Here is a 21,560-nt window from a genome sequence, read left to right as displayed (position 1 = left end):
CAAGTGCGGAAAATAATTCCGGCGGCGTCCTACCTTGCGGAGGAAATCGCCCATGACATCATCGCGTCCGCTCTCGATCTTCGATCTCGACCGCACTTTGACCATCTACGGCACCTGGTCGCCGTTCCTGCTTTTCGCGGCGCGGAGGCGTGCGCCATGGCGGCTTGTCTTCGCGCCGCTCGTGGTCGCCTTGATGGCAGCGTACAAGGCACGCTTGCTTTCGCGCAAACAGCTCAAACAGGCGATGCAGCGCCTGATGCTCGGAAGCGCCGTCGATCGCGACGCCGTGACCGACCTTGCGCGGGCTTATGCCGAGCAGAGCCTCGCGCACAATATCCATCCGGATGCCATCGCGAGCATCGCCGCCGAGCGCGCGGCCGGACGGCGCGTCGTCATCGCCTCGGCCGCCCATCTTTTCTATCTCGAGGCCATCGCCGAACGGCTCGGCGTCACCGATGTGGTGGGTACCGCATCGATATGGCGCGGGCGCGACCTCACCACGCGGATCGCCGGCGCGAATTGCTATGGTGCGGACAAACGCCGGATGCTCGAACATTGGCTTGCGGGACAGGATATCGATCGCGCGGACGTCCATATCCGCTTCTTTTCGGACGATCTCTCGGACCTTCCCACCTTCGAATGGGCCGATGAAGCGGTGGCGGTCAATCCGTCGCGGCGGTTGCTCCATCTGGCGCTGCGGCGTGGATGGACGGTCTATGATTGGCGCCAGCCAAAGACAGCGCCCGCAAGACGCCTACGCGAGCGGCGTGCGATAAGCGGCTGACGAACGGCCGTCAGTTCCGGCAGTCGCGTGTCGCGAAGCGCAGCAGGTTCCACCAGGCGGGCGCATGTGGCAGCCAATGGAAGGCGTTCACATCGCGCGAACCGCCGCCAGGCCGCGCCGACGAACAGGGTAGAAGACCGTCCCGCGGGCCCGCCTCCGTCATCGGCCTGTCGTCAATAGCGGCCTCCGGTCGGTGGGCAGCCGCATCATCAAGCGGTCGAACCGGAACCAGTACGACAGATGGCGCGCGGGTTGGCTCGCCGACACCAGCATCGCCTCTATGGCCCCGGGCCCGCGATTGGTCTGGGCGCGCAGCATCGCGAGGGCAAGACAGGCAAAGCCGAGGAGGACCGCGATCTGATAAAGGGGAGCGAACGCGTCAGCGCCATCCTCGATCGCGGCGATCGTCTGGACGAAGCCCACGATCAGCAGGATGCCAAGGCCCAGCCCAAGCGCCGACGTCGATCGCTTGGGCGGAACGCCGAGGGCAAAAGCGAAGAGCGGGACAAGAGCGATAAAGGCGGCAGTCACAAAGCGATTACCGAGCGCCGCGCGTGCCGCCGCGCGTTCGGAGCCCGTCCGGGCGTCAAATGCGGCGCGCCACAGATCACCGGACATGAGCCGGTCGTTCCGATGGCGCGGCGTCATATGGACGGGCTTGGCCGCCATCAACGCTATGGGCATCGCCATCGCTTGAAAAGACGTGGCTTCGAGCCGGCCGCCGGCGCGCGTCGCGACCACATGGCCATCGAACAGGCGCAGCAAGACGCCCTCGTGTCCGCCGTTGATCACCCGCCCTTCGCGCGCGGCAACCGTCAGGCTGCGGCTCTGCACAAGAAGCCCGCGAAAAACGCCCGTGGCCCGGTCGACGGCATCGACATGAAACATCGTTCCGGGTCGGGGACGCAGAAACTCGCCCGGCGCGATGGAAAGGCCGAGATTGCCGAGCGCGATCGACGTGCCAAGCGCATCGAGCCGCTGCTCGCCGGCCGGTTCTATATAAGCGCGAAGGCCGGCATGAAGCAGCGCTACCGCCAGCCCGAACATCAATGGCACGCGCAGCAAGCGGCCGGGGGAGAGACCGATCGACGCAAATATGTCGAACTCGCCCTGAAGAGCGAAGCCGCGAAAAACGACCGCGACCGATACGAACACCGCAATCAGCAGGCCGATCCCGAGATATTCGGGGATGAGGTAGAGCATCAACTTGATCAGCACGGCCACGGGTTGCTCGACATTGCCGAGCAGGGTCATCAGCCGGCGGCTGTTCTCGAGGGTCAGCAGCAGGACGATGATCACGCTGACCGCGAGAAAAGGTCGTGCGAGCCGCCGCGCGATATAGCGATCGATTGCGGACATCAGGCGGCCCGGCGGAGCGACGCGAACGAACGGTAACGGCCGAACAGCGCGCCGAAATGATCGTCGATGAGCGGGATGTCCGCGGCGCGCCGGGCGGCGGCCGCCGCAAGCGCCGCCGGATCGCGCGCAAGGAGCCGGCCAATCGCACGCGCCGCCGCACCTGCATCGCCCGCTTCGTAGAGTTCGCCATTGTCGCCGCGGACAAAGTCCGAAGCGCCGCCTTCGTCGGGGACGATCAACGGCAGACCCGATGCCGCGGCCTCCGCCGCGACAAGGCCGAAGGTTTCGGCTTCGCAGCCGTGGATCATCGCGTCGGCGCTGGCCATTACGCGCGCCAGCAAGGCACGATCGGCGACCGGCGCCAGGAGATGGACGTGCGGATTGTCCCCGATCTGGCGGACAAGCCGCGCACGATCGCGACCGTCGCCGACGAGAACCAGTCCGATCGGACGATGCTGCGACGCCGCGAGGCAGGCATCGATCACCAGCGGCCAGCGCTTTTCGCCGCTGTGGCGGCCGACCCCGATCAACAGGGTCGCGCTTTCGGGCAGCGCGCAGCGCGCGAGCAGATCGCGCCTCAGGCCGGGATCGCGGTGTATCGGCGAGAAGATATCCGGATCGACCCCCATCGGAATCGTCTCCACGCCAGCCACGCCCCCAGCCTGCAATCGCGCCGAAAGATGACGGTTGGCACTGACAACGCAGTCGAACCGTGCGCCGAGCCGCCGCAAATGGCGCCAGAAGAGGTCGAAGCCCTTGTCGATCGTCTCGCGGCTGCCGAAACGACCGAACCAGCGATAGGCATAGGCCGCCAGCGGATCGGCATGCATGATCAGGGCTCTGGGCGCGTCGCCCTGCCAGTCGGCGACGATATTGGCGGTCCGCCAGGGCGATGACGCCTCGACCATGTCGGGGCGCTCGGCATCGAGCCGGGCATGGACGGCGCCCGCGTCTTCGAAATAGCGATAGCGCCGGTCGACGAGCAACTGCGGACTGGCGACATGGACGATCCTGCCGCCTTCCGTCCGCCGCTCGACATGGTTGTGCGAACCCGGCGCAATGACGACGATCTCATGCCCCATCGCCGCGCCGGTCGCGAGCTTGCGGTCGATATAGGTTTTTACCCCGCCGCCGTGCGGCGTGTAAAAGGCGCAGACGTCGACGATCTTCATTGACGCTCCAGTGGCTTATATTTGAGGCCGCTCAGATAATTCATGACGACCTCGGTACGTGTCGGCCCGGTGCCGACCACGACCGACGCGGCCACTGCCTTGGGTTTCGACCAGCCGAGCTTCGGATTGCCGCCAAACCCGAGGCCGTCGGACAATTTGTCCCATTTGAGATTGCGGTTGCGGTCGTGGAGGACCGACAGGCTGTAGCGCCCCGGCCCCGGGACGCGGAGGCAAAGCGTGACCGGACCCAATGCCGGCAGGTCCTGATCGACACGGCGGAAGGTCTTTTGCGCGTTGATCAGGACCGCATCGTCGGCGAGGAAATCGCTGTCGTTAGCCGGATAGAGTTCGGCGCGTATGAGGCCCTTGCGATCCTTGAGCCCGGTCACCGAAACGAGCACCGCGGGCGCTGTTTCATGCGTCCGGCAAGCGGCCTCGGCCTTGCCGAGCGATGGGTCGGGTTTGACGGGCGCCGCAGCGATCAGCAGCAGCGCCATGGGTGCAATCACCGCCTTCACGACCGATGCGCCGTCGCAAGCTCGGCCAAGGTCAGAATCGCACCGAGAACAATATGCACGAGCAGGATCAACCCGGCGATCATAGCGATCAGCGGCCCGATCGCACCATCATGGCCGATCAGGAAGAGCGCAACGCTGGCGAAGACAAGATCCTTGTTCGGCACGAATGGCAGGCGCGTCACGAGCAGTTGCAGTGTGGCGAGGATGAGCAGCCAGCCCATGGACACGGCAGGCAGCGCGCTGTGCCACATCACACCCGACAGCAAGGTGGTCAGCATCAGTCGTCCTATGTGCACGCCGAAGATCATGCGCAGTTCCGGGCGCGAGAGCGAGAAGATGCGGTGCCTGAAAGCGAGCAGCGCCAGTGAGAGACCGATGATGACCGCCGCGGACAGCGCAACGGTTCGGCCGTGGAACTCGGGAGCGACCTGTCCAACAACCGGCCAGGCAAGCGCGAGCATCACGAGCGTCACGAGATTGCCGGCGACCGCCGACAGGATGCTGACATCCTTGATCGCGCCGAAAGGCGCCGCCGCCATCTTCGCATGGCGCCGCGCCCAGCCGTAAAAATAGGCCTCGCCGCTATAGCCGAACAATATCTCGTTGCTGACAAGCTTGCGCAGCAGCGCGGCGAAACCGGCGCGCGGAATGTTCCACAGGCGCCGGAATATCAGCCATTCGGAGGCCGGCAGCGCGAGATAATAAGCGGCAAAGGCTATCCAGAAGACCGGCGACGCGGGGACACCCCGCACGAGTCCGGCCAGGCCGATACTCGAAAGCTTCGAACCGAGCGCGGCAAGGAGCGCGAGCGACAGGCCGAGAGAAAGATATTTTTGCCAGGGATGTTGCTCTTGGAGGAGAGGGCGAAGGCGCTCTGCCCATCTATTTGGCGTTGCACCCAATGCTTGAGAAGCCATCGATCACCTTTTGGCAGCGGTAACTGAGGGACTGACGCCGAGCCCCCGGCAAATCCGCACCAGCGATTCAGGAAAATCGGCCGGACGCCAGGTCGGCGTAGGTGGCCGGCTGGTGCGAACGCGCAAAAGTACCGAGCGCGCGCGCAATTTCGCGCATCAGCCGAGGCGAATCGACGTCGTGCGGATGGACGGCAAGGCGCACCGTCGATGCGCGCGCGAGCAGCACGGTCGCGAGGCGCGACCACAGGATCGAGCTCGCGATACGCATGCGCGACCGGCTGGCGTAAGTCACGACCGGCCCCCGCGCGAATACTTCCGAATTCTGGGGATTCCAGACGCGAAAATGATCCTCGATCGTGCGGATATTCTGCGCCGCGAGCGCAGCAAGACTATCCTCGCCGTAGAGCCACGCAGGCGCGACGAAGCCGGCGATCGGCCGGCCGATCGACTGCTCGATCATGTCGCGGCCTTCCACTATTCGCGCTTCGGCCTCGCGCGTCGAGAGGCCGAGAAATTCGCCCTCCCCCGCCGTCATGCGCGAAGCTTTCCGCCGCGCCGCGACACCTGCGTGGCGACTCTCGTCGACATGGGTGAAGCCATGCAGGAATATTTCGCAGCCCGCGTCGGCCCAGCCGCGCAGACGGCGGACGAACTGCGGATGTCCCGTCAGCAACCCCTGCCGATGAAAATCGGGAACGACGAGGAGAGCGTAACGTCCCGGACCCACGATCGCTTCGACGATGGGAACGAGTCGATCGAGCCGCTCGGCGTGAACCGGGGTGACATCGTGGATCGAGGCAAGAAGACGTCGCGCGGTCACAGGACCAGCCGGTCGAAGAGCGCGAGATAGTCGGCCGCCGAGGCACCGAGCTTGTGCCGATCGGTGACCTTGCGCGCGGCATTTGGTGAGGGCGGCGATCGGCGAAGCTGCGCGACGATAGCTGCCGCGATGGCTTCGGGCTGACGCTGGCGGACGATGGCCCCCAGTTCGGGCGACGGGAAGATTTCGGGCAAGGCGAGCGAACAATCGGTCGTCACGATCGGGACCCCCGCTGCGATCGCTTCGACGAGGACTGCGGGATAGCCTTCATAATGCGAGCTCATCAGATAGAGGTCGGCGCGCGCAAGATAGGGCGCGATATCGGGAACATGGCCCGGCATCTCGACCCGCGCCGCGACGCCCAGTCTTTCGGCTTCGCGTTCGAGCCGGCCGCGCAGCGGCCCTTCGCCAAGGATCAGCAACCGTGCCTTCAGCGCCGGAGGGAGTTCGGCGAAGGCACGGATGGCGGTGATCAGGTCCTTCTGCGGGGCGAGACGCGCCGCGCAGAGAATGAGCGGTGCCGGCTCGAGGCCGGCGCGGCTATGCGCCGCGGCGATATCATCCTCGAGGATGGGTTCGGCGATTTCGGTAACGGCGTGGCCCGGGAACACCGACCGGGCTTCCGCGAACAGCGACGGCGACATCGCGACCAGCATATCGGTCGGCGCGGCGGCGAGCCGGATCGCCGCATCGGCGAGTCCGCGCATGAGGCGCCGAAGCCCGCCACGGCGGATCGGGTTGCTGAGCTTGCTCACGAAGATCGGCCGTTTGGCGAAGCGCTGGCGCGCCAGGAAGGCGAGAATGATGAGGTGGAAATTGCCCGGCGAAAAGACGATGTCGGGTGCCTCGGCCCGCACGATCCGCGCCATGCGCCACCCGAGCTGTACGCGCGACCAGGGGCTGCGCCATGTTTCGGGCGAGCAGGTCTTGACCGCGACGCCGGGGCCGACGAGCGCGCGTGCCGCGCCCATCTGCGTTCCGCAAATGATCGTCACCCGCCGGCCCCGTTCCGCCCAGCGATTGGCAAGGCGAATGGCGATACGTTCGCTGCCTCCGGTCGAGAAATCATGGAGAATGATCGCGATATGCTCGGCATGGGTCATGGTCAGAATTTCTTCCTCAGGAATATCTGGACGCGTGCGTCCCGGTGCCCGATGTCGCGGTCCTGCTGGTCGCGAAAATCGATGCCGACCGACAAGCGGTCGGGTTCACCCGTGGGGTAAAGGCTGGCCGTCAGTCCCCAGCCGCGAACCGCGCGCGGCGCGCCGCCGGCAAGATCGGCGAAGCGCTCGGCTGCCGTCCGCGGTTTCGCCGGGCCGGTGTCGAACAGGGTGCCCGCCAGATCGAGGCGATCATCGCGGGTCCAGTGAAGGACGGCGGCGCGCTCGTCGGTACGATAATAGCGGTGCGGGCCGACGATGAACGCCGGGCGCCGCCGCTCGGCAGCATAGGTGCCGGCAAGCGTCAGCGTGTCGCGATCGGAGATATCCTGGGACACGTCGGCACCGATCGCCATCATCGCGAAGCGCTGATAATCGAAACTTTGCGCTGCCGTTCTCGCGGACTCCGACCGTCCTCGCATGGCGGCGAGATGGAAGGCACCGCCTTCCCATTCGCGGCCGACCGCGTGACTTTTGACGATCCCGAGGGCGGCCACGCCGCCGCTCGTCGTCATGGCCTCGGACGTGCTTGTTGCCAAATCTTCGGCCGGCAGGATCGCAAGCGGCGCCCTCTCCCCTGAGCGGGCGGGATGGGACAGCGCCACATGTGTGACGGCAATATTTGGCGCTGCCTCCTGCGCCATCAAGGAGCCGGGAAACAGCAGGGCGCTCATCGCAGCGGCACCAGTCGCCAAAACCCTCATGACATATCCCCCGGGTTCGTGGGGCGCCTGCCAGCCAGGCGCTCGAGGGATCAGACGCCATCGACCTCGCTTTTCCACACCTCCCCCGACGAAGTGCGGATCGGGGAGCCCCGCGGCGTCAATCAGCCGACCTCGAACCGACAGGAGCAGCGCGCGTGAACAAGAAGATGGCAGGGACGGGCGTGCTGATGGCGATGATGCCGATGCTATTGGGCAGCGTGGCCCTGCCAGCCGCTTCCAAGGCGGAGCAGCAGGCGCCGATGAAGGCGCCGCCGGCCGGCCTCTCGATTATGGCCTATAATGTCAAAGGCCTGCCCTGGCCCCTTGCCTCCGATCGAAGCGCCGACTTCGCGCGTATCGAGGCACGGCTTCTCGCCATGCGGGCGCAGCACGCGCAGCCGCACGTCGTCATCCTGCAGGAAGCGTTCACTGCGCCGGCAAGAGCGATCGCGCGGCATAGCGGCTATCGCTTTGTCGTCGAGGGGCCTTCTCGCGATCTCACAAGCCCGGTCAAGCCGCAGGAGAGCGACAGAGAATTCATCGAAGGCGCGAGCTTTTTCAAGGGCGAGCGGTCGGGCAAGCAGGTCTCGTCAGGACTGATCCTCGCGTCGGACTATCCGATCCTCTCGGTGCGCCGCGAAGCCTTTCCCGCCTTTGCCTGCGCAGGGTATGATTGCCTCGCCAACAAGGGCATATTGATGGTGACGATCGCCGTCCCCGGAAGCACGACCCCGGTGACCGTGGTCACCACCCATATGAACAGCAAGAAGGCCTCCGGCGTCAGCCAGACGCGCTCGCTTTATGCCTATCGGCGGCAGGTCGAGGTGATCGACGATTTCCTGACGCGGTACCGCAACCCCGATCTGCCCGTGATCCTTGCAGGCGATTTCAACGCGAGTTCGGCCGAACGGCGAACTTACCTCACCGCCCACAGCGCAGCGAACTGGACCACGAAACGCCGGCTTCCGATCGACAATGCGCTGCAGCATTGCCTCAAATCGGATGCACCTTGCGGGCGAACGATCCCAACCATCGCGGCGACCGTATTTCAGAAGGGTCGTGACTGGCAGTTCTTTTCGCCGGGCTATGACGCCTCGATCCAGGCGATCGCGATGGCGGTGCCGTTCGGCCGCGAGCGCGACGGCACGATGCTCTCCGATCATGTCGGCTATGGCGTGACCTATCGCCTTACCCGCGCGCTCGCGCTCCACTCGCCGAGGCGCCGCTCGATCGTCTGACCGGACGCCGGCCTCAGGCGGCGGGCCTCGGCTCGCGCCGCGTGAGCGCGAGCAGCATCGCGGGAAGAAAGAACAGGACCAGCGGCACCGCGGCAATCAGGCCGAAGATGATCGCGGTCGCCAGCGGCTGCTGAAGGCCGGCGCCCCGGCTGAGGCCGAGCGCGAGCGGCGCGAGGGTCAGCACCGCGATCAGCGCGGACATCAGAATGGGGCGCAGCCTCTTCCGGCCCGCCTCGAGCAGCGCCGCCGACGTCATCGGCTTGTCGCGATCGATCTCGGCGAGAAAGAAAATGACGAGTTCGGCGACCATTCCGACGACCATGGTGAGCCCCATCAGCGCCGATATGTTCAGCTCGATCCCCATGATCCACAGACCGATCATCACCGCCGCCGCGGTGAGCAGCACCGTCGCGATCGCGGCCACCGTCCAGCCAGCGCGCTCGAACAACAGGGTGATGAGCAACGCGCTGAGCAGCAAAGCAGCCCCGAAGACCAGCGAGAGATCGGCGAAGCTCTTCTGCTGCTCCGCATAAAGCCCGCCATAGTCGACGCGGACCGAGGCGGGCAGCTTGAGCTGGCCGACCGCGCTCTTGATCTCCGCCATCGCCGAGCCGAGATCGCGGGCATCGAGCCGCGCCGTCACGGCGATATAAGGCGCGAGATTCTCGCGCGTCAGCTGCTTTTGTCCGCTCTGCACCGACACGGTCGCGACCGCGGCAAGCCGGATGCTGCTCCCGTCGGGTGCGATAAGCGGCAGGTTTTCGATCCGCGCGACATCGCTGCGCAAATCCCGCGGCGCACGCACGCGCACGTCGATGAGTTGCGCGCCGATGCGGACCTGCGTCGCCGGGGTGCCGCCGACCGCGGTTTCGAGCTGCGAAGCGATGCTGTCGGGGTCGAGGCCATATTGGGCCGCTGCACCGGGATCGACCGATATGCTGATCGCGTCACCCGCCACGCGCAGGCCATCAACGACCTCGACGACGCCCGATATCTTGCCGATGCGCTCGCCGATCGCCTTTGCCGCGGCTTCCAGCGCCGCCGTGTCGTCGCCGAACAATTTGACCTCGATCGGTTGCGGGACCGCGGTCAGGTCGCCGATGAGATCCTCCATGAGCTGGATCAGCTCGACTTCGAGCCCCGGCACGTCGGCGGCGATCTTCTCGCGCATGTCGGTCATCACCGCTTCGATATCGCGCCGCGAGCCGCCCTTGAGACGAATGAAATAATCGCCCTCGTCGGCTTCGGTGAGACCGCCGCCAAGCTGGACACCGGTGCGCCGCGAGTAGCTCGCGACCTCGGGCGTCGCGCTGATGATCGTCTCGACGCGTTGCAGCAGCGCGTCGGTATCTTCGAGCGACGCGCCCGACTGCGCCTTATAATCGAGGACGAACCCGCCCTCGTCCATCTTGGGCATGAACCCCGACGGCACGCTCCGCCAGGCCATATAGCCGCTGACCGCAAGCAGCGCCGCGACAAGCGCCGCGAACAGGACCGGCCGTCCGAAGGCACGCGTGCTCGCGCGCCCATAACGGTCGAGCAGCGGATCGAGGACCTTGTTGGCACGATCGGCGGACTCGGCATCCTTCTCGCGGAGCCAATGGGCCGCCACGAGCGGGATGACGAAGCGGGCGAAGAGCAAGGAGATGACCAGCGCCGCCACCATCGTGATCGCCAGCGCCTTGAAAAATCCGCCGGTCACGCCGCTGATAAAGGCAAGTGGCAGGAAGACGACGATCGTCGCCGTGGTCGAGCCGAGCAGCGGCATGCCCATTTCGGCAGCCGCAGCGAGGAGCGGCCCAGGTTCGGTCAACCGCTGCTCCTGCATGCGCCGCATCATATGCTCGAGCATCACGACCGCATCGTCGACCACGAGCCCGACCGCCGCCGCCATACCGCCGAGCGTCATCATGTTGAAGCTCATGCCGAAGGCGAAAAGCAGCAGGCAGGTGGCGGCGAGCACCGCAGGCAGCATCAGCCCGGTGATGACCATCAGCCGCCCTGAGCGCAGGAAAACGAAGAGCACGATCCCGGCGAGCAGCGCCCCCATCAGGATCGCATCGCGCACGGCGTTCGCCGCGCCGACGACCAGTTCGGACTGGTCATAGAAGGTGGTGACCTTGACCGACGGCGGCAGATGAAGCTCGGCGAGCCGCGCATCGACCGCTTTTACGATCGCCACGGTGTCGCCCTTGAGCGCCTGGCGGACGTTGACGAGCACCGCCTGCTTGCCGTCCGACGTGACGCGGCTGAACGCCGGAGCCGTCGATGACGAGATCGTCGCGATCTGCCCGAGCGTGACAACCCCTGCCCCGCCCGCGGCGGCCTTGATCGGGACCGCACCAAGATCGTCGGCATTGGCGACGCGGTTTTCGATCAGCACCAGATACAGGCGGTGCCGATCCTCGATCTTGCCGAGGCCGCGGACCATATTGGCCTTGCCGAGCGCGGTGACGACATCGGTGAGGCTGATGCCGAGCGATTGCAGCCGCGCCGGATCGACATCGACCGCGAACTCGCGGGGGCTGCTTCCCAGGATATCGACACCCGCGACACCCTCGACCGACGTCAAGGCAGGCAATATCTTGAGATCGGCGATCGTCCGGAGCGCCTCGGGGCTGAGGTTGTCCGAGGTCAAGGCAAAGCCGGTGACGGGAAAGATCGTCGGATCGGAGCGCCGCACGTTGAAGCTCGTGCCGGCCGGCAAGGTCGGAAGCAAGGTCGCCAGCGCCCCCTGCGTCGACTGGGCGGCCGCCACCATATCGTCGCCCCACTGGAAATTGAGCGCGACCTCGGCGCTGCCGCGGCTCGTGACCGAACGGACATTGGTCACCCCCGGCACCGCGCGCAGCCCGATCTCGATCGGGCGCGTGATCTCGGCTTCCATCTGCGCGGCGTCGCGATCGCCGGCATCGACCGAGACGACGACCCGCGGATAATCGATGTTGGGGAACAGCCCGACCGGCACGCGCGTCGCCGATACCACGCCCGCGAGCGCAAGCAGGATCACCGCGAGCCAGATCGACCGCGCATGTTTGCTGATGATGTCGGTCACTTTTTCGCGCCCTGGATGCGGGTCTTCATCCCGTCCTCAAGCGCGGTTACGCCAACCGTGGCGACGCGTTCGCCGGCCTTCAGCCCCGAGGTGACGCTGATCCGGTCGCCGGTGCGCGGCCCGACGACAATATCGCGCCGCTTGGCGATCGTGTTCGCGATGACGAAGACGAAAGGCTGGCCGCCGTCGTCGAGCAGCGCGGCATAAGGAATGGTGATGCCGCCGGCGATATTGGCAAGCAGCACCCGCCCGGTCAGGCTTTCGCCCGCGCCGACCCCGCGCTCATTCGGTATCTGGACATAGACCGACGCCAGCTTCGTCACCGGATCGACGACGCTGTCGACCGACAGTACGGGGACGTTGAAGGCCAGCTTGCTGCCTGCCGCAGTAACCTCGACATAGCTCCCCTTGGGAATGCGCCGCGCGATCGCCGGATCGACCCCGAAGCGCGCGCGCAAATCGCCCTCCTTGACGAGCGATACGATCGTCGCCCCGGCGGCGACGAGTTCGCCCGCGCTTGCCCCGATCACCTCGACCGTGCCGCTTGCCGGCGCTCGGAGCACCAAAGCCCCGTTGCGGGTCGCGAGGCTCGCGCGCGATGCGTCGGCCGCCTGTTTCGCGGCGCGCGCCGTTTCGACCTCGGCATCGCTCACCAGCCCGTCGGCGCGAAGGCGCCGCGCCCGGGCGTGCGCGAGATCGGCGGCGTTGGCATTGGCCGAGGCGGTGGCGAGATCGAGCCGCGCGGTCGGACTCGGGCTCAGCCGCACCAAGATCTGGCCACGCGTCACGCGGCTACCGACCGGCGTGTCGACCGCCTGCACGATCGCTTCCATCGGAGCCGACAGCGTATATTTGCCCGCGCCATTGGCCTCGGCCGCGCCATAGAGCGTGATCTTCTCGTCGATATCGCCGGTGGTCGCGGTGGCGACGTCGATCGTCGCGACCGGATCGGCGGTCGCGGCCGTATCGGTCGAGGATTGGCAGCCGCCCAGAAGGCAGGCGAAGGCGAGCGGTAGAGCGAGGGATGTCCGGCTGGTCATAGGGTCCAGGATTCCTGCGGGGCGCCAACGAGCAGTTCGAGCGCAATGGTTTGTTCGGCGATCGCCTGCTCGGACTGGAGAAGGAGCAGTTGCCGGTCGCGAAGGCTTTGCTCGGCGACCTCGGCGGTCGCCAGCGCAAGGTCGCCGCGCTGCGCGGCGCGGCGGCTCGCCTTCGCAAAGCTTTCGATGGCTGGCATGCCCGCGCGCAGGATTTCATATTGCTGGCGCGCGATCGCGAGGCCCGACACCGCAGCGGCGATATCGGCGCGGGTCTGGAACAGGCGTGCATCATATTCCTGATGGAGCGCTTCGCGCGTGGCCTCGGCAACCGCGATACCGCCGCGATTGCGGTTCCATAGCGGAAGCGTGAAGCCGATCGACGGACCGAGCAGTTTGTTGCCGCCGGTATCGCGCGCGCCGCTGATCGTGAGATCGAGATTCGGAAACTGTTCAAGGATCGCGCGGCGCACGGCAGCTTCCTGCGCATCATAGCCGGCACGCAGCGCGTCGAGATCGCTACGCCCGGCAAGCGCCATCGCGAAGAGGCGATTCGCGTCGGGCACCGTCGCGGGCATCGGCGTCGGAGCCAGCCGCAGCGCATAGTCCGGCGGCAAGCCAAGCAGACGGTGAAGCTCGGAGCGCGCGGCCTGAAGATTGGTCTGGGCACTGCGAAAATTGCTCTGGGCGTCCAGCGCGGCGATGCGCGAGGACTGGACCTGGTCGGGCGAAATGTCGCCGCGGCCCGCCGCCTTCAGATAGCGGCCGAGAAGCGCTTCGCTCGCGTCGGCGCTGGTCGCCGTATTGGCGAGCGCCTGCTCGAGCGCGAGAACGCGCACCGCCTGCAGCCGTGCATTGCACGCCGTCTGCCACTCGGCCCAGGCAAGATCGAGTCGTACTTGCCGCGCCTCGGCGATGGCCTGCGCGCGCTGCACCTTTTGCGTGCGGAGTGCATTAAGGCTGAACCCCAGCGTGCCCGCGATATTGTCGAGCGGGTCCGGCCCCGAAAGAATATGGTCGACGCCGAAGCTGAAGGTCGGGTCGGGCAGCAGCCCGGCGGCAAAAACCTGCGCGTCACCAACTCCGGCACGCGCGCGCTGCGCCTTGAGATCGGGATTGGCGATCACCGCGAGGATCGCGATGCCATTGGGGTCGAGCGGCGCCGAAAGGTCGAGCGCGACTGGCTTCAGATAAGGCCGGTCAATCGCCGCAGCATCGCGCGACAGGATGTCGTTCAGCGGGGCCTGAAGCGACGGCGCAGCAGCGGCATCGACGAGGAGCGGTTTTGGCTCGTAATGAGCGCAGGCTGCCAGCGGGAAGAGCAGCAACGCTGTAGAGAAGGTGCAGAACCGCGTGGTCATTCTCGAACGATAGCCCTTTCGCGTCCGGACGCACGCCATTAACACCTCGACATCATTCACAATATTGGAATCGCGCGGAATCGACATTGGGCTGTTGACGCCGCTGCGGGACAGAATCCGCACCGCAGGACGAAAAATCGGTCGACGCGCCGGCGCGGCCACGCTCAAGCCGGCCGGAATGCGAGCGGCAAGGTCGCGGGCGACTGGAAGCCGCCGGTCACAAGCAATGGCGCGGCGATGAAGATCGCGATCACGAGCGTGCGGATGAACGTGGCATAATTGGGGTCGATCTTCTCGACCCCGAGTTTGGCAAAAACGGCCGTGAGCGCGGCGAAGCAAGCCGAAAGCAGGGCCCAGGGAAGCCAGTTGTTCAGCATGGCACCGCCATTGCGCGACAATGAGCGCGGTGAACCCGCCGTGCAAGCTTTCAGGCAGTCGCAAATTTCGTCATGCGTCACCCGCAGCGACTTTGGCCGGCGCGCTCACTCGGCTATGGTCGAACATGTTCGGCGATGCGCACTGGGCAGCGGTGATGGGGGAGTGAGACGCGGGCGCTTACCGGCCTTCGTCGGCCATCCTCCGGCAGGTTGTCGGCACGTTACTTCCCGACACTCTGCCACACGCCGCCCCAATCGGCGGCCGGTGGAGCTGTGCGAAAGGCTCTGACCCGATCTGCGAAAACCTGCGCCGGCCCGTCGCCGGGTGCGATTTCCAGACACCGGGCAAAGGCGCTCCCGGCTCGGTCCCAGTCACCCGCCCGGTAGTCGGCGAGACCATTTTCGAACGTCTCGCGCAAATCGAGCATCGCGTCGCCGACCTCGCCGACCTCGCCCAGCAACTCATAGACCCGCACCGCTTCGCTTTTGCCCACTGCCGCCAACAGGTCGATCTCGCGCGTTTCGATCCGGTGCGAAACCTGCCGCACCGTCGCTTCGTCGGCGAGGATCATCGTGCCATAGGCCTTGTTCGCTCCTTCCAGCCGCGACGCGATGTTCACCGTGTCGCCCATGATGGTGAAGTTGCGCGAGGCGGTCGATCCGATCGATCCGACGACGACATCGCCCGACGCGAGCCCGATCCGGACCGCGATCCGCGGAGCGCCGCGGCGCAGCCCCATCAACTCGGGCAATTCCAGCTCGAGCCGATCGATTTGCGCACGCTGTTCCAGCGCGGCCTGGACGGCCGAGAGCGCAGGGTCGTCGGGGGTGAACGGAGGCCCCCAATAGGCCATGATCGCATCGCCGATATATTTGTCGATCACCCCGCGATGAAGCTGGATCGGCTCGGCCGCCAGCGAGAGATACCGGTTGATCAGCTTGACCAGGGCCGTCGGGGTCAGGGTTTCCGAAATCGCGCTAAAGCCCTGAAGGTCGGAGAAGAACACCGTCATCTCGCGCTTCTCGCCCGCTTCCAGTTCGGCGCGGCGCTCACCCAGCAGGCGGTCGACGACGCGCGGATCGAGGTAGCTGGAAAATGTATCCTTCATCGCGGCCTTGGTCCTCAGCTCACCGACCATCGACGAAAAGGCATGGGCCAACTGGCCGATCTCGTCGCGCGACTGGGATTTCAGCGAGACGTCGAGATTGCCGCGACCGACTTCTTCGGCGCCATCGATCAGGCTTTGCACCGGGACCATCATCCGGCGGGTGATCATCAGCGACAGGATAATGCCGATCAGGAACGCTAGGATCGCCAGCAACAGGCTTTCGACCGATATGATGAAACTGCGATGTTCCATCGCCGCCAGACGTTCTTCATGCGCCCGGGCCAGCGCGTCGGATTCGGTTCCCATGCGTTCGAGCGACGCCAGCACGCGCTTTTCATCGCCGGTCGCGGCGGCCTCGCGTTCGATATTGCCGTTCAGCATCGCGGGCGCGGCCGGGTCGATATAGGCGCCGACGCTGCGCCGATAGGCGGCATGGTCGCGCTGTACCGACTCGCTTTCCAGCTGCAGCCGGCCGAGGATGATCGCCACCTCGACGGGAATTTCGGTGCCCTGGTATCGCCGGATCGCCTTTTGCAGCATGGTCAGTCGACGATCGACATCGTCATTGAGCTCTTCAAACCGCGCCAGTTCCGCGGCGTGGCGCGCCGGATCGCGAAGCGGCGGGCCGCCGTAACGGAGCGCCCTTTCGGTCGCGAGTTCCTCGTTCGCGGTTTCCTGTTCGATCGCCGCGATTTCCCGGCGCAGCGGTTCAAGGACCTGTTCGAGCAATATCGTCTCGCGATTGACGCGCGCCGCCTGCATGAACGACCACAGCGCCGCGACCAGCATGATCGACAACAATACCACGGACAAGCCGACGAACTTGCGTCCGATCGTCCAGCGACCAAGCCTCATGGGCGCATCGTCGGCCGGACCGACTCGTTCCTCGGCTGTCATGTCCATCGCCTTCCCCTCGCGCGGCGGGACTATAGCAGGCGGGTTAATCTTTTGAGGCTAAATGTCCGCGTCGGTGCCGATCGTCGGCGTTTGGATGGTCCTGTTTCGGGTGCTAACGCCCCCTCATCGGGTCGCTTATGCTTGAACGTCCTTCGTCTTGCCAAAGCCGATCAAGATGCGATTTGGACCATTGCATCTGTCCATCGCTTACTGGGTGCGCCGATTGTGGTCGTCGGGCGTTCGGACGATCTACGCACCACTGGAATCCCCCTTCGCCTTGGTAACGAAGATGCTGGCTCCATCGGGCAATGCGGCGCTCGGCTGACGAATGCTCACGATGACTTCGAAAGTCCCACCATTCCAATATTTGCGTATATTCGAGGCTGCACGGCCCCTCGGCCGGCCACCGAGGACGATGGAGAAGCACCGTCTCGATGGAACCGGCCCGCGGTACGAAAACTCAAGACCAGCCTGTATCTCAAGCGCACAGCTAAGGGAGATAACGGCCCGGCATGCCGATCGCTGCAAACTCCTTCATTCGGACTGCCAATTTTGATTCGGCAAGTTCGGGATCGCGGCTGACGGGTCCGCGTTGCTGCGACGTCATCGACCAAATCGTCTTTGACCAGGGTGTCGGCACCGCGATCCGCGGTTCGTTCCGGACATGCCGAACCGACCAGTTCCGGAGGATTTCGGGAACTGGTCGGACAGCGGGCCGGCTCAAGCTGGCGAGTGCCGGGGTTCAGCCCTTGCAGGCCTGCTTGTTCTTGTTGCCCGCGAGGCGGCAGTCATAGGTGACCTTCTTGCCGTTGCTCAGCGTCGCCTTGGCGAGATGGGTATTCTGCCGGGTCGACGCGACCCGCTTGGGCGCCGCAACCTTGATGGCCTTGGCGGCCTTGGGCGCCACGGTCTGTTTCGCCAGGGTGTGCGTCGCTGCCGGTTTGGCGGTGGTCGTCGAAGCGGACGGTGCCGATGCGAAGACCGGAGCGGCGATCATCATCGTCGACGCAAGGCCGAAGCCGATGAGGGTACGAAAGCGTGCCATATTCTTCTCTCCATAGAAATCCGCATGGGTGCGGACGGGACGATCCGGGGTGTCCAGGCGGGACCGGGGCCAGAGGGAGTCAGGGGGGGATGGTCCCGCCTTGGACACCCTTTTTCTAGGCCGGCCGATCCAACCGGGGCATGGCCGCGACATGACAATATCGTAATCCTCGCGCCAGCTTCCGGACGAACCCGCGCGCCTATTGTCGCCCCATCAACCGACGGGAGCCAAGCGCGATGACCATTCCGATTGCGAAGGACCTCCCATGAAAAAATGGCTTTTTGCTTTGTTCCTCACCTTCGCCATCGCGTCGGCGGCCTATCTCCATGCCGGCTATTATAACGGTCCGCTGTTCCACGACATGCCGGCCGCCGATGCCGGCCCTGCCAAACCCGCGATCGTCATGCTCTCGGGCGACATGGGCAACCGGGTCGGGATGACGCCCAGGGTTGCGGCGCGGCTGGGCGCGCGCGGCTATGCGATCGTCACCGTCAACTCGCTGACCTATTTCTCGCCGCGCCGGACGCCCGAGGAAACCGCCGAACTGATCAAGACGGCGATGGTCCGGGCGATGAAGCTGGGAAAGACCGATCATGTCGTGCTGATCGGCCAGTCCTTTGGCGCCGATATGCTCCACGCCGGCCTCGCGCGATTCTCCGCGGCCGCGCGCCAACCGATCCGGTCGGTGGTGCTGATCGTGCCCGGCGAGGACATCATCTTCCGCGCCTCGCCGATCGAACTCGCCGGCCTCGAAACCCCCGATCAGCGCGCCTATCCGACCGCATCGCGGCTCCGCTGGGTGCCCGTGACCTGCATTCACGGCGCCGACGAAGCGGGCAGCCTGTGCCCCGAACTTCAGTTGCCGAACGTCCGTCGCATCACCCTGCCCGGCGGGCACAAGCTTAATTCGGACGCCCGCGCGCTCGAAGCGGCGATCCTGCCCGCGATCCGGGGTGCACAGTCAGCAAGGAGCATATGACATGAGAGTTTTGGCCATGGCGCTGCTTCTGGCGCTATCTGGCGGCGCCCACGCCGCAACCACCGCGACACCGTTCGGCCTGTGGCAGAATCCCAAGGGGACGCTGCTGGTGCGCACGCACAGCTGCGGCCCACTGCTCTGCGGCAATATCGTCTGGGCCGGTCCAAAGGCGATCGCCGACGCGCGCGAGGCCGGGGTGAAGTCGCTGGTCGGCACCGAATTGCTCTCCGACTATCGCGCAAACGGTCGCGGCCGCTGGACCGGACAGGTCTACGTCCCCGATCAGGGACGTCGCTTTTATTCGACGATCGAATTAGAAAGCGCAAACAGCTTGCGGATATCCGGCTGTATCCTCGGCGGACTGATCTGCAAGCATCAGGAGTGGACGCGGCGGTGACCGCATTCGAGAATGGCATGGTGTGGGTCCGGCACAACAAGCGGATCCTGTCGATCGGTGCCGCGCTGCTCGTCGCGGCGCTCGGCCTCGCCGCGCTGTTCCGGCTGCTCCATTCGGTCCGGCCGCACGAGGTCCGCCATGCCTTCGATGCCTTGTCGGCGGGTCAGATCGGTGCAGCATTGCTGCTGACGGTCGCGAGCTATCTGATGCTGACGCTCTACGACCGGTTCGCGCTGCGGGTCATCGATCGGACATTGCCCTGGCGAACCTATGCGCTCGCGTCGTTCACCAGCTATACGCTCAGCCACAATCTGGGGCTGGCGCTCCTCACCGGAGGGTCGGCGCGCTATCGCGTCTATCGCGCGGCGGGGCTGAGCGGCGGCGAAATCGGCAGCGTGATCGCGCTGGCCAGCCTCAGTTTCTGGAACGGCGTCATCCTGCTGGCCGGCCTCGCCGCCGTGACAAGCACGCATATCCTGCCCTTCTTCGATTGGGGGCTGTCGCTCCACTGGCTGCATCTCGCCGGGCTGGTCGTGCTGACGCTGTGCCTCATTCCGTTGCTGCTGCGCTATTTCGGGTTGAAGGTCGTCGACATCGGCGGCTGGCGCACCCCGCTGCCGAACCTGACGCGCAGCGCGGGGATGACCGCGGTCGCCGCGCTCGACCTCGCCGCCGCCAGCGCGGCGCTCTATGTCCTGCTCCCTGCCCCCGACCCCGCCGCCTATCCCGCCTTTTTCCTGGGCTATGCGCTCGCGATCATCGCCGCGCTGATCAGCCATGTGCCCGGCGGGCTGGGGGTGTTCGAGGCGGTGGTGATCGCGACGGTACCCGGCGACAAGGCGCAGTTGCTCGCCGCCCTGCTCGCCTACCGTGTCCTCTATTACCTGCTGCCCTTGCTGGTCGCGGCGCTGCTGCTCGCCTGGCACGAAAGCAAGGCCTGGCGGCCGCCGGCGAGGGAGATTGCGCAAGCGGGCCAGTCGCTGCTCCGCGAACTCGCGCCGCCGCTGCTGGCCGCGCTCGTGTTCGCGGGCGGGCTGATCCTGCTGCTGTCGGGTGCAACCCCTGCCGAGGTCAGCCGCATGCACGACCTCAAGCCTATCCTGCCGCTGCCCTTTGTCGAGGCGTCGCATATCGCCGCCAGCCTGTCGGGGACGCTGCTGCTCTTCCTCGCCCCCGGATTGCTCCGCCGCCTCGACGGCGCCTTTGTCGCGACCCGCGCGCTGCTGCTCGCCGCCATCGTCTTTTCGCTCGCCAAGGGCTTCGACTATGAAGAAGCGCTGATTCTGTCGGCGATCTGCGCCGCGCTCCAATGGAGCCGGCCCGCCTTCTACCGCAGGACATCGTTGCTCGATGCACCGCTGTCGAGCGGCTGGATCGTTGCCGCGATGACCGCCGTCATGGCGTCGGCCTTCGCGGGCTTTTTTGCCTATAAACATGTCGCCTACACCAGCAGCCTGTGGTGGCAGTTCAGCCTGAACGGCGATGCGCCGCGCTTTTTGCGCACGCTGTTCGGTGTCGCGGTGCTGGTCTCCGGTCTCGCGCTGTGGAGGCTGCTCGCGCCATCGTCGCGGGCGATGGGCGACACGACGATCGGCTTCGACCGGCTCGGACCCGCGCTGGCCGTCGCCGACCATAGCGACGCCTTCCTCGCCTTCACCGGCGACAAAAATTTCCTGCTCGCCGAAGAGGGCGACGCCTTCCTGATGTACCGGGTGCAGGACGCAAACTGGATCGTGATGGGCGACCCCGTCGGGCGCGAGGAGCGCTGGGCCGACCTGCTGTGGAAACTGCGCGAACGCGCCGACGCCGCGCAGGGCCGCATCCTGCTCTATCAGATCAGCGCCGCGTGCCTGCCGCCCGCGATCGATCTGGGTCTGTCGATCGTCAAATATGGCGAGGAGGCGCGGGTCGACCTCGCCGCCTTTTCGCTGGCCGGTCCGCAGGCCAAATCGCTGCGCCATTCGGAACGTCGCGCGATCCAGGAAGGCGCCACCTTCGCCATCATCCCGGCGGCCGAAGTTCCACAACATCTGACCGAACTCAAAGCCGTGTCGGACGATTGGCTCGATGCGAAAAAACAGCGCGAAAAGGCGTTCAGCCTCGGCAGCTTCGACCCCGCCTATCTGACGCACTTCCCCTGCGCCGTCGTGCGCGTCGGCGGGCGCATCGTCGCTTTTGCCAACATCCTTGCGACCCCGAACCGAGCGGAAATGTCGGTCGACCTGATGCGCCATGCGCGCGATGTTCCTTATGGCGCGATGGATTATCTTTTCGTTCGCCTGATCCAATATGCGCAGGCGGAGGACTATCGATGGTTCACGCTGGGGATTGCACCATTGTCGGGGATCGACGGGCGCAAGCTGGCGCCGGCGTGGGCGCGCGGCGCCGCTTTCCTGTTCCGGCACGGCGAGATGCTTTATGGCTTCGAGGGGCTGCGAAGCTACAAGGCCAAGTTCGCGACGCATTGGGAACCACGCTATATCGCCGGATCGCGCGGCATGGCGTTCGCCCGCGGCATGACCGCTGTGCATCACATCGTCTCGCGCCCCGCCCGCACGAAGGAGGAGCGCGCAGCCGCCAGGCCAGCGGCGCGCGACCCCGCGCCTGCGGCTTCATCTTCGCCATGACGAT

The 21,560-nt window shown here is 65.8% G+C and carries 19 protein-coding genes; 6 read left to right on the top strand and 13 right to left on the bottom strand.

Annotation, left to right across the window (positions count from 1 at the left end):
• The first annotated feature begins 52 nt into the window (after nt 1–52).
• Entirely contained in the window at nt 53–784 is a 732-nt protein-coding gene (locus ASD67_RS09975; RefSeq protein ID WP_056346439.1) for an HAD family hydrolase, read from the top strand.
• Between the two features lie 159 nt (nt 785–943).
• Here ASD67_RS09975 and ASD67_RS09970 read toward each other — a convergent pair whose 3' ends face one another.
• The 7 genes from ASD67_RS09970 to ASD67_RS09940 form a co-directional block, all read right to left on the bottom strand.
• Nucleotides 944–2,143, bottom strand: coding sequence for an LptF/LptG family permease (locus ASD67_RS09970; protein WP_056346437.1), 1,200 nt, complete (start codon nt 2,141–2,143; stop codon nt 944–946).
• Nucleotides 2,143–3,315, bottom strand: a complete 1,173-nt coding sequence (locus ASD67_RS09965; RefSeq protein WP_056346435.1) for a glycosyltransferase — start codon at nt 3,313–3,315, stop codon at nt 2,143–2,145. The genes ASD67_RS09970 and ASD67_RS09965 overlap by 1 nt, the downstream gene beginning before the upstream one ends.
• Nucleotides 3,312–3,833: a DUF2141 domain-containing protein gene (locus tag ASD67_RS09960; RefSeq protein ID WP_327197010.1), complete on the bottom strand. Its 522-nt coding sequence runs from the start codon at nt 3,831–3,833 to the stop codon at nt 3,312–3,314. The genes ASD67_RS09965 and ASD67_RS09960 overlap by 4 nt, the downstream gene beginning before the upstream one ends.
• Nucleotides 3,830–4,585: a hypothetical protein gene (locus ASD67_RS09955; RefSeq protein WP_235535623.1), complete on the bottom strand. Its 756-nt coding sequence runs from the start codon at nt 4,583–4,585 to the stop codon at nt 3,830–3,832. The genes ASD67_RS09960 and ASD67_RS09955 overlap by 4 nt, the downstream gene beginning before the upstream one ends.
• A gap of 232 nt (nt 4,586–4,817) precedes the next feature.
• Complete coding sequence (locus ASD67_RS09950) at nt 4,818–5,570, bottom strand: DUF2334 domain-containing protein (RefSeq protein ID WP_056346430.1); 753 nt, start codon at nt 5,568–5,570, stop codon at nt 4,818–4,820.
• Entirely contained in the window at nt 5,567–6,673 is a 1,107-nt protein-coding gene (locus tag ASD67_RS09945; protein ID WP_056346428.1) for a glycosyltransferase, read from the bottom strand. Before ASD67_RS09945 ends, ASD67_RS09950 begins: the two co-directional genes overlap by 4 nt.
• 2 nt (nt 6,674–6,675) lie before the next feature.
• A complete protein-coding gene (locus ASD67_RS09940; protein ID WP_156377638.1) occupies nt 6,676–7,404 on the bottom strand; it encodes a hypothetical protein in 729 nt (242 codons plus the stop codon).
• 185 nt (nt 7,405–7,589) lie between these two features.
• Between ASD67_RS09940 and ASD67_RS09935 the strand changes: the two genes are divergently transcribed.
• Entirely contained in the window at nt 7,590–8,672 is a 1,083-nt protein-coding gene (locus ASD67_RS09935) for an endonuclease/exonuclease/phosphatase family protein (protein ID WP_056346425.1), read from the top strand.
• A 13-nt stretch (nt 8,673–8,685) separates the two neighbouring features.
• Here ASD67_RS09935 and ASD67_RS09930 read toward each other — a convergent pair whose 3' ends face one another.
• From ASD67_RS09930 to ASD67_RS09910, 5 genes are all read right to left on the bottom strand, one after another.
• The gene (locus ASD67_RS09930; protein WP_156377637.1) at nt 8,686–11,727 is read right to left on the bottom strand and encodes an efflux RND transporter permease subunit; all 3,042 of its coding nucleotides are present in this window, start codon (nt 11,725–11,727) and stop codon (nt 8,686–8,688) included.
• A complete protein-coding gene (locus ASD67_RS09925; protein ID WP_056346424.1) occupies nt 11,724–12,767 on the bottom strand; it encodes an efflux RND transporter periplasmic adaptor subunit in 1,044 nt (347 codons plus the stop codon). Before ASD67_RS09925 ends, ASD67_RS09930 begins: the two co-directional genes overlap by 4 nt.
• Nucleotides 12,764–14,125, bottom strand: a complete 1,362-nt coding sequence (locus ASD67_RS09920) for a TolC family protein (protein ID WP_082544938.1) — start codon at nt 14,123–14,125, stop codon at nt 12,764–12,766. The genes ASD67_RS09925 and ASD67_RS09920 overlap by 4 nt, the downstream gene beginning before the upstream one ends.
• Nucleotides 14,126–14,289: 164 nt before the next feature.
• On the bottom strand, nt 14,290–14,583 hold the full coding sequence (locus ASD67_RS23865; RefSeq protein ID WP_200938003.1) for an EamA family transporter: 294 nt from the start codon (nt 14,581–14,583) through the stop codon (nt 14,290–14,292).
• A 140-nt stretch (nt 14,584–14,723) separates the two neighbouring features.
• Complete coding sequence (locus ASD67_RS09910; protein ID WP_056346420.1) at nt 14,724–16,514, bottom strand: adenylate/guanylate cyclase domain-containing protein; 1,791 nt, start codon at nt 16,512–16,514, stop codon at nt 14,724–14,726.
• Between the two features lie 184 nt (nt 16,515–16,698).
• On the opposite strand from ASD67_RS09910, the gene ASD67_RS23860 reads away from it, so the two are divergent.
• Nucleotides 16,699–16,833 carry a hypothetical protein gene (locus ASD67_RS23860; RefSeq protein ID WP_268798433.1) on the top strand — a complete coding sequence of 45 codons (135 nt, stop codon included), beginning with the start codon at nt 16,699–16,701 and terminating at the stop codon, nt 16,831–16,833.
• Nucleotides 16,834–17,250: 417 nt separating this feature from the next.
• Here the strand turns inward: ASD67_RS23860 and ASD67_RS09905 are convergent, their stop codons facing one another.
• Nucleotides 17,251–17,553 carry a hypothetical protein gene (locus tag ASD67_RS09905; RefSeq protein ID WP_056346419.1) on the bottom strand — a complete coding sequence of 101 codons (303 nt, stop codon included), beginning with the start codon at nt 17,551–17,553 and terminating at the stop codon, nt 17,251–17,253.
• Between the two features lie 265 nt (nt 17,554–17,818).
• Here ASD67_RS09905 and ASD67_RS09900 point away from each other — a divergent pair, with 265 nt between their 5' ends.
• Genes ASD67_RS09900 through mprF form a run of 3 tightly spaced genes read left to right on the top strand, consistent with a single transcriptional unit; the run spans nt 17,819 to nt 21,556 of the window.
• Nucleotides 17,819–18,532 carry an AcvB/VirJ family lysyl-phosphatidylglycerol hydrolase gene (locus ASD67_RS09900; RefSeq protein WP_056346417.1) on the top strand — a complete coding sequence of 238 codons (714 nt, stop codon included), beginning with the start codon at nt 17,819–17,821 and terminating at the stop codon, nt 18,530–18,532.
• 1 nt (nt 18,533) lies between these two features.
• Nucleotides 18,534–18,929 (top strand): DUF2147 domain-containing protein, encoded by a 396-nt coding sequence (locus ASD67_RS09895; protein WP_056346414.1) that lies wholly within the window; start codon nt 18,534–18,536, stop codon nt 18,927–18,929.
• The gene (gene mprF, locus ASD67_RS09890) at nt 18,926–21,556 is read left to right on the top strand and encodes a bifunctional lysylphosphatidylglycerol flippase/synthetase MprF (RefSeq protein ID WP_235535622.1); all 2,631 of its coding nucleotides are present in this window, start codon (nt 18,926–18,928) and stop codon (nt 21,554–21,556) included. Before ASD67_RS09895 ends, mprF begins: the two co-directional genes overlap by 4 nt.
• Nucleotides 21,557–21,560 lie beyond the last annotated feature (4 nt).

Origin of the sequence: Sphingopyxis sp. Root1497, assembly GCF_001427085.1 — a bacterium.
Taxonomy (GTDB): Bacteria; Pseudomonadota; Alphaproteobacteria; order Sphingomonadales; family Sphingomonadaceae; genus Sphingopyxis.
Note: the sequence above shows the minus strand (reverse complement) of the source record. Positions and strands in the feature narration are given on the sequence as shown.

Excerpts from the sequence above, each read along its gene's own strand:
- ASD67_RS09970 (WP_056346437.1), bottom strand. The coding sequence starts at position 2,143 with ATGTCCGCAATCGATCGCTATATCGCGCGGCGGCTCGCACGACCTTTT.
- ASD67_RS09940 (WP_156377638.1), bottom strand. The coding sequence starts at position 7,404 with ATGAGCGCCCTGCTGTTTCCCGGCTCCTTGATGGCGCAGGAGGCAGCG.
- ASD67_RS09945 (WP_056346428.1), bottom strand. The coding sequence starts at position 6,673 with ATGACCCATGCCGAGCATATCGCGATCATTCTCCATGATTTCTCGACC.
- ASD67_RS09925 (WP_056346424.1), bottom strand. The coding sequence starts at position 12,767 with ATGACCAGCCGGACATCCCTCGCTCTACCGCTCGCCTTCGCCTGCCTT.
- ASD67_RS09975 (WP_056346439.1), top strand. The coding sequence starts at position 53 with ATGACATCATCGCGTCCGCTCTCGATCTTCGATCTCGACCGCACTTTG.
- ASD67_RS09905 (WP_056346419.1), bottom strand. The coding sequence starts at position 17,553 with ATGGCACGCTTTCGTACCCTCATCGGCTTCGGCCTTGCGTCGACGATG.
- ASD67_RS09910 (WP_056346420.1), bottom strand. The coding sequence starts at position 16,514 with ATGGACATGACAGCCGAGGAACGAGTCGGTCCGGCCGACGATGCGCCC.
- ASD67_RS09900 (WP_056346417.1), top strand. The coding sequence starts at position 17,819 with ATGAAAAAATGGCTTTTTGCTTTGTTCCTCACCTTCGCCATCGCGTCG.
- ASD67_RS09895 (WP_056346414.1), top strand. The coding sequence starts at position 18,534 with ATGAGAGTTTTGGCCATGGCGCTGCTTCTGGCGCTATCTGGCGGCGCC.
- ASD67_RS09920 (WP_082544938.1), bottom strand. The coding sequence starts at position 14,125 with ATGACCACGCGGTTCTGCACCTTCTCTACAGCGTTGCTGCTCTTCCCG.
- ASD67_RS09965 (WP_056346435.1), bottom strand. The coding sequence starts at position 3,315 with ATGAAGATCGTCGACGTCTGCGCCTTTTACACGCCGCACGGCGGCGGG.